Genomic DNA, 5,442 nt, shown 5'->3' on the forward strand with positions numbered 1-5,442 from the left:
GGCATTGCCGGCGGTTGGCGAAAAACTGAGGCCCGCCGTCGATTGGGAAAGCAGGTATCTCTTGATGCGCATGCATTCCGCCTGCCATCTGCTCACCGTCGTCTGCCCGTTTCCGATCACAGGGGCTGCGGTTGCCGAGGACGATAGCCGCGTCGACTTCGACATTCCCGATGCCGGCTTTACCAAGGAGGACGTGACGGCTAGGCTGATGGAGCTGGTGCGCGCCGACCATGCGATCTTCACGCGGCTGATCACCGACGAGGAACTGGCCGCCAATCCCAGCCTGGTGAAATCGAAGAATGTGCGACCGCCCGTCGGCACCGGCAAGATCCGCCTGGTCTGCATCGGCGAGAATGCGTCGGTCGACAGCCAGCCCTGCGGCGGCACCCACGTGAGGAGCACCGGCGAGGTCGGCGAGATCCACATCGGCAAGATCGAGAAGAAGGGCCGCGAGAACCGGCGCTTCCGCATTCGCTTCGGGCCGATGCCGGCGAATTGACGAGCCAGAACGGACGAAGTCGCGAGAGGCGGGCAGGAGCAGGAAGATGGCCGAGGACAGCCCCTTTATCGTCGACGCGGACTGGCTCGAGAAGCGATTGGGCGAGCCTGGGCTCACCATCATCGACGCCTCCTGGTACCTGCCGGCGCAGAACCGCAACGCTCACGCCGAATACGTCGCGGCCCATATTCCCGGCGCCCGCTTCCTCGACCAGGATGCCGTTTCGGACCCGGATTCCAAGCTGCCGCACACATTGGCGTCGCCCCAGTACTTCGCGCAATATGTCGGTTCCATGGGTGTTTCGGCCGACGACACCATTGTCGTCTATGACGGTCCGGGCCTGTTTTCGGCGCCGCGCGCCTGGTGGATGTTCCGCGTCATGGGCGTCTTCCAGGTCTACATCCTGAACGGCGGCCTCGACCGCTGGAAGGCGGAAGGGCGGCCGGTGACGGCGGAGCACACCAGGATAGCGCCTTGCGTCTTTTATCCCGATTTCGACGCAAGCCGTGTCGTCAGCCTCGACGAGATGCGCCGGATTGTCGGAAGCGGGAAAAGCCAGATCGCCGATGCGCGCTCTCCCGGGCGTTTCGCCGGAACCGACCCGGAACCGCGTCCGGGCGTCCGTTCCGGCCATATGCCCGGCGCTCACAATGTTCCGGTCGCAGCACTTGCCGAAAATGGCGAGCTGTTGCCCGGGGACCGCTTGCGCAAGGTGATCGAGGATGCCGGCATCGATCTTTCGAAGCCGGTCGTCACCTCATGCGGATCGGGCATCACCGCGGCGGCGATCACGCTGGCGCTGGAGACGCTTGGCCATACAGACAACAGGCTTTACGACGGCTCATGGACCGAATGGGGCGGGCTCGACGACACGCCTGTCGTGACGGGCAAGGAATGACGGCGATGGAAAATAGTGTGCCTAAGGATATCGAGGTCACGGTCACATTTCTGGAAATGCATGTGCCGCCGGCCGCGTCGCCGCCGCTGCCGTACAACCGCCAGATCGCGCTGCTGAGGACCAAGGACGTTCCGCTGCATTTCTACCGCTATCTGATGGATCGCGTCGGACGCAAATGGCACTGGGTCAATGTGCTGAGGCTGAGCGACGAGGAACTGGCCGCCGGCCTGCATCGCGAGGACCGCGACATCAGGGTGCTCTACCTCGACGGCTCCCCGGCCGGCTTCTTCGACCTCAAGCCGCATCTGCCGGACGAAGTGGAACTCGCCTATTTCGGCATGATGGAGCACGCGCACGGCCAAGGCATCGGCCGCTGGTTCCTGGGTGCCGCGATCTCGGCTGCCTGGGCGTATGGGCCAAGGCGCGTCACGGTGCAGACCTGCACGCTCGACCATCCGGCGGCGCTGCCGCTTTACCAGAAGCTCGGCTTCACACCGGTGGCGCAGAAGAAGGAGGTCGTGCATCCGATGACCTTCGCCGAGCGCTCGGCGAGTGTGATGAGGCCATAGTTCGGGGCGGAGCTAGGCAGCAAGGAACCGGTCGACTGCGTCGATGCCCCTACGCCACCGGCGGCGGCTGGCCCTCGAAGGTCGGCAGCGAGGTGTCGATACAGGCCCAGGGAGGCGCCTTGCTCGTCCAGATCGTCGCTGCGGGCCGGATCACGTGCGGATCGTCGAGTGTGCCCGCGCGCACGAAGATCAGATGCGGGCGCGATTCGGCTTCACTAAAGAGATGCACGCCGCAGGCTGGGCAGAAGCGCCGGTGCATCCTGTTGCCGCTGTCGGCCTCGCTTTCGTAATCGCGCATCTCGCCGGCGATCTTGATGTGCGCTGTCAGGAAGCAGACGCTCACCGCAGCATTGCCAGCCGCAATGTACTGGCAGAAGCGGCACCAGCACAGCCGCGCTGTGATGGGCTCCGCGCGGCTCTCGTAGCGGACTGCGCCGCACAGGCATCCTCCAGTGATCATGCTCGGATCATCGCCAGACCTCAGCCGCCCACGCGCCACAGCCTTCTTCTGCGATCATCTTGGCGCGGAGTGCCGTGCCTGGCGAGTCTGATAACGCACTATTTCGATATTGCGCTCCGAGCAACGCGCGGTCCGCTTGGCAGGAATCGGGTGGGAGGCGCCGTCGCGCGGGCATAATTTCCGGTCAACGACACCGGAGATTTCGCCATGAGCATCCAGTTCAAAGCCTTGCCGACCGAAGCCGTGCGCGCCTTGCAGCGGGGAGGGCCGGACGCCTACGGCCGCACGTCTGAGCAAAGGATTTCCGACGGCGACGGCGTGCCGTGCCGGCATTGCATGAAGAATGTCGCCGCGGGCCAAGGCTATCTCATCCTCGCCTACCGGCCTTTCCCGGAACTTCAGCCTTATGCCGAGACGGGGCCGATCTTCCTGCATGCGCAGGAATGCGAGCGCGCCGCGGAGGCGGATGCGCTGCCCGAGATGCTCGAGAGCAGCGACTACATCGTGCGCGGCTATGGCAAAGACGACCGCATCGTCTACGGCAGCGGCGCCGTCATCGCGACCGGCGACATCGCGGCCCGCGCCGAGACTTTGTTCGAACGCGACGACATCGCCTACATCCACATCCGTTCGGCGCGAAACAATTGCTACCAGTGCCGGATCGAGCGGGCATGAGGGAAAAAAGATGCCCGCCGATGGTCTGGCGGGCAGTTGGGAAAAAGCCTGCGACAGAAGCCATTGGCGAAATCGCCAAGCAGGCCGGTCGTGTCTAGGCACTTTTCCCCGGCGCCGAATGTGAAACGCTTCACACAACGCATATTGGAGGGTCGGCATTTTCGAAGTCGAGAGAGCGCCAGTAACGCTGTCGCATTGCCGTCGTATAACCGCGTTAAAAGGATAGTCGTTGATCGATGGCCGACCGCGGATGGACCGGCGGCACATCGCAACACCGAGGAAGCGGGGCTCTGGCTCCGCTTTTTTGTTGCCCGGATTTCTCGCGCGAGAACCAGAAAAGAAAAAGCCCGCCGGAAGGGCCGGCGGGCGCGACAGGAGGAAGCTGTTTTCTTCTAAATCAGGCGGCGAGAACCGCCTTCGGCTCGACCATTTCGTAGCCGAGCGCTTCGGCGACGGCGCGGTTGGTGATCTTGCCCTTGTGGACATTGAGGCCGTTGCGCAGGTGGTGGTCGTCGACCAGCGCCTTCAGGCCCTTGTCGGCAAGCTGCAGGCCGTGGTGCAGCGTCGCGTTGTTGAGCGCATGCGCGGAGGTGACCGGCACGGCGCCCGGCATGTTGGCGACGCAATAGTGGATCACGCCGTCGACCTCGTAGGTCGGCTCGGCATGCGTCGTGGCATGCGAGGTCTCGAAGCAGCCGCCCTGGTCGATGGCGACGTCGACGAGCACCGAGCCCTTCTTCATGCCGGAGAGCATTTCGCGGGTGACGAGCTTGGGTGCGGCGGCGCCCGGGATCAGCACCGCGCCGACGACGATGTCGGCCGAGAAGCACTCTTCTTCAAGCGCCTCGACGGTCGAGTAACGCGTATGGACGCGGCCGCCAAAAATGTCGTCGAGCTGGCGCAGGCGCGGGATCGAGCGGTCGATTATGGTAACGTCGGCGCCGAGGCCGGCGGCCATCTTCGCCGCATGCAGGCCGACGACGCCGCCGCCCAGCACCGTCACCTTGCCCGGCAGCACGCCGGGAACGCCGCCAAGCAGCACGCCGCGGCCGCCATTGGCCTTCTGCAGCGCGGTGGCGCCAGCCTGGATCGACAGGCGGCCGGCGACTTCCGACATCGGCGCGAGCAGCGGCAGGCCGCCACGGTCGTCGGTCACCGTCTCATAGGCGACAGCGGTGACGCCGGACGCCAGCAGGCCCTTGGTCTGCTCCGGATCCGGAGCAAGGTGGAGATAGGTGTAGAGGATCTGGCCGTCGCGGAGCTGGACCCATTCGTTGGGCTGCGGCTCCTTGACCTTGACGATCATGTCCGACTTGGCGAACACGTCGGCGGCCGTCTTGGCGATGGTGGCGCCGGCGGCGCGATAGGCGTTATCGTCGGCACCGATGCCGGCACCGGCGCCGGTCTCGACCAGCACCTCATGGCCATGCGCGACATATTCGCGGACCGAGCCGGGCGTCAGGCCGACGCGATATTCGTGGTTCTTGATTTCCTTGGGGCAGCCGACGCGCATTTTCTTCTCCTGTCCGGCCCTTGAAAGGGCGCTCTCCCTGTTATTTCCGGGCATGCCGTTAGGCCCAAAACCACCTCGCAGTCTTGGGCGACATGCATGAGACGCAGTGAAGCATGAATCGTTCCGTATGTGTTTGCGAATGCGCTTGCGGTAGCGTCGAGTCTTCGATAATCGTTGCGCGAAATACCCATATGTTCGCAGGAACCACGAAAAATGTCGCTCGATAGGATTGATATCGCCATTCTGGAAGCTTTGCAGAAGGATGGCCGGATCCCCAATGCGGCGCTTGCCGAGAAGGTCGGGCTGTCGCAGTCGGCGTGCTCGCGCAGGCTCGACAATCTGGAGAAATCCGGAACCATCCGCGGCTATCATGCGCGGCTTTCCAACGCCGCGCTCGGCCATCAGATGACGGCGATCGTGCATATATCGCTGTCGGGGCAGTTCGAGAAGACGCTGTCGGACTTCGAGGCGGCGATCAAGCGCTGCCCGAACGTGCTTTCTTGCCATTTGATGTCGGGCGAATACGACTACATCCTGCGCATCGCGGCGAAGGACCTCGCCGACTATGAGCGCATCCACAAGGAGTGGCTGTCCGCCATGCCGCATGTGACGAAGATCAACTCGTCCTTCGCCTTGCGCGAGATCATCGATCGCACGGCGGTGGGCCTAAGGCCGGAGATGGCCTAGGCTTCTAGGCCCCATAGGCCTCCGTCACCACCTCGCTCATCGGGATGTCGTGCGGCTGCGGGTAGATGGTCGGAATGCGCTGCAATTCATAGCCGACGCCGATGACCAGCGGCCGGAACGGCATCGCGGCCAGCGTGCGAT

The 5,442-nt window shown here is 64.0% G+C and carries 7 protein-coding genes and 1 pseudogene; 5 read left to right on the top strand and 3 right to left on the bottom strand.

Annotated elements, in window-relative coordinates:
- The 3 genes from EOA29_RS23595 to EOA29_RS23605 all read left to right on the top strand — a co-directional run.
- Positions 1-499 (top strand): alanyl-tRNA editing protein (locus EOA29_RS23595; RefSeq protein WP_145969759.1); only part of this gene is annotated, 499 nt, incomplete at its 5' end.
- 46 nt (positions 500-545) lie between these two features.
- Positions 546-1,397: a 3-mercaptopyruvate sulfurtransferase gene (gene sseA / locus EOA29_RS23600; protein WP_126094076.1), complete on the top strand. Its 852-nt coding sequence runs from the start codon at positions 546-548 to the stop codon at positions 1,395-1,397.
- A 5-nt stretch (positions 1,398-1,402) separates the two neighbouring features.
- A complete protein-coding gene (locus EOA29_RS23605) occupies positions 1,403-1,966 on the top strand; it encodes a GNAT family N-acetyltransferase (protein ID WP_126094075.1) in 564 nt (187 codons plus the stop codon).
- A gap of 49 nt (positions 1,967-2,015) precedes the next feature.
- On the opposite strand, the gene EOA29_RS23610 is transcribed toward EOA29_RS23605, so the two are convergent.
- On the bottom strand, positions 2,016-2,426 hold the full coding sequence (locus tag EOA29_RS23610) for a GFA family protein (protein WP_126094074.1): 411 nt from the start codon (positions 2,424-2,426) through the stop codon (positions 2,016-2,018).
- 207 nt (positions 2,427-2,633) lie between these two features.
- Between EOA29_RS23610 and EOA29_RS23615 the strand changes: the two genes are divergently transcribed.
- Positions 2,634-3,101, top strand: a complete 468-nt coding sequence (locus tag EOA29_RS23615) for a DUF1203 domain-containing protein (RefSeq protein ID WP_126094073.1) — start codon at positions 2,634-2,636, stop codon at positions 3,099-3,101.
- Between the two features lie 397 nt (positions 3,102-3,498).
- Here the strand turns inward: EOA29_RS23615 and ald are convergent, their stop codons facing one another.
- Positions 3,499-4,614: an alanine dehydrogenase gene (ald, locus tag EOA29_RS23620; RefSeq protein WP_126094072.1), complete on the bottom strand. Its 1,116-nt coding sequence runs from the start codon at positions 4,612-4,614 to the stop codon at positions 3,499-3,501.
- Positions 4,615-4,827: 213 nt separating this feature from the next.
- On the opposite strand from ald, the gene EOA29_RS23625 reads away from it, so the two are divergent.
- Positions 4,828-5,301 carry an Lrp/AsnC family transcriptional regulator gene (locus tag EOA29_RS23625; RefSeq protein WP_126094071.1) on the top strand — a complete coding sequence of 158 codons (474 nt, stop codon included), beginning with the start codon at positions 4,828-4,830 and terminating at the stop codon, positions 5,299-5,301.
- Positions 5,302-5,305: 4 nt separating this feature from the next.
- Here EOA29_RS23625 and EOA29_RS43185 read toward each other — a convergent pair.
- Positions 5,306-5,442 (bottom strand): annotated as a pseudogene (locus EOA29_RS43185) (5-formyltetrahydrofolate cyclo-ligase); the annotation flags it as partial.

It is taken from the genome of Mesorhizobium sp. M1E.F.Ca.ET.063.01.1.1, from assembly GCF_003998155.1.
Classification (GTDB): Bacteria; Pseudomonadota; Alphaproteobacteria; order Rhizobiales; family Rhizobiaceae; genus Mesorhizobium.

Coding starts and splice junctions, on each gene's coding strand:
- sseA (WP_126094076.1), top strand. CDS start 546: ATGGCCGAGGACAGCCCCTTTATCGTCGACGCGGACTGGCTCGAGAAG.
- EOA29_RS23605 (WP_126094075.1), top strand. CDS start 1,403: ATGGAAAATAGTGTGCCTAAGGATATCGAGGTCACGGTCACATTTCTG.
- EOA29_RS23610 (WP_126094074.1), bottom strand. CDS start 2,426: ATGATCACTGGAGGATGCCTGTGCGGCGCAGTCCGCTACGAGAGCCGC.
- EOA29_RS23615 (WP_126094073.1), top strand. CDS start 2,634: ATGAGCATCCAGTTCAAAGCCTTGCCGACCGAAGCCGTGCGCGCCTTG.
- ald (WP_126094072.1), bottom strand. CDS start 4,614: ATGCGCGTCGGCTGCCCCAAGGAAATCAAGAACCACGAATATCGCGTC.
- EOA29_RS23625 (WP_126094071.1), top strand. CDS start 4,828: ATGTCGCTCGATAGGATTGATATCGCCATTCTGGAAGCTTTGCAGAAG.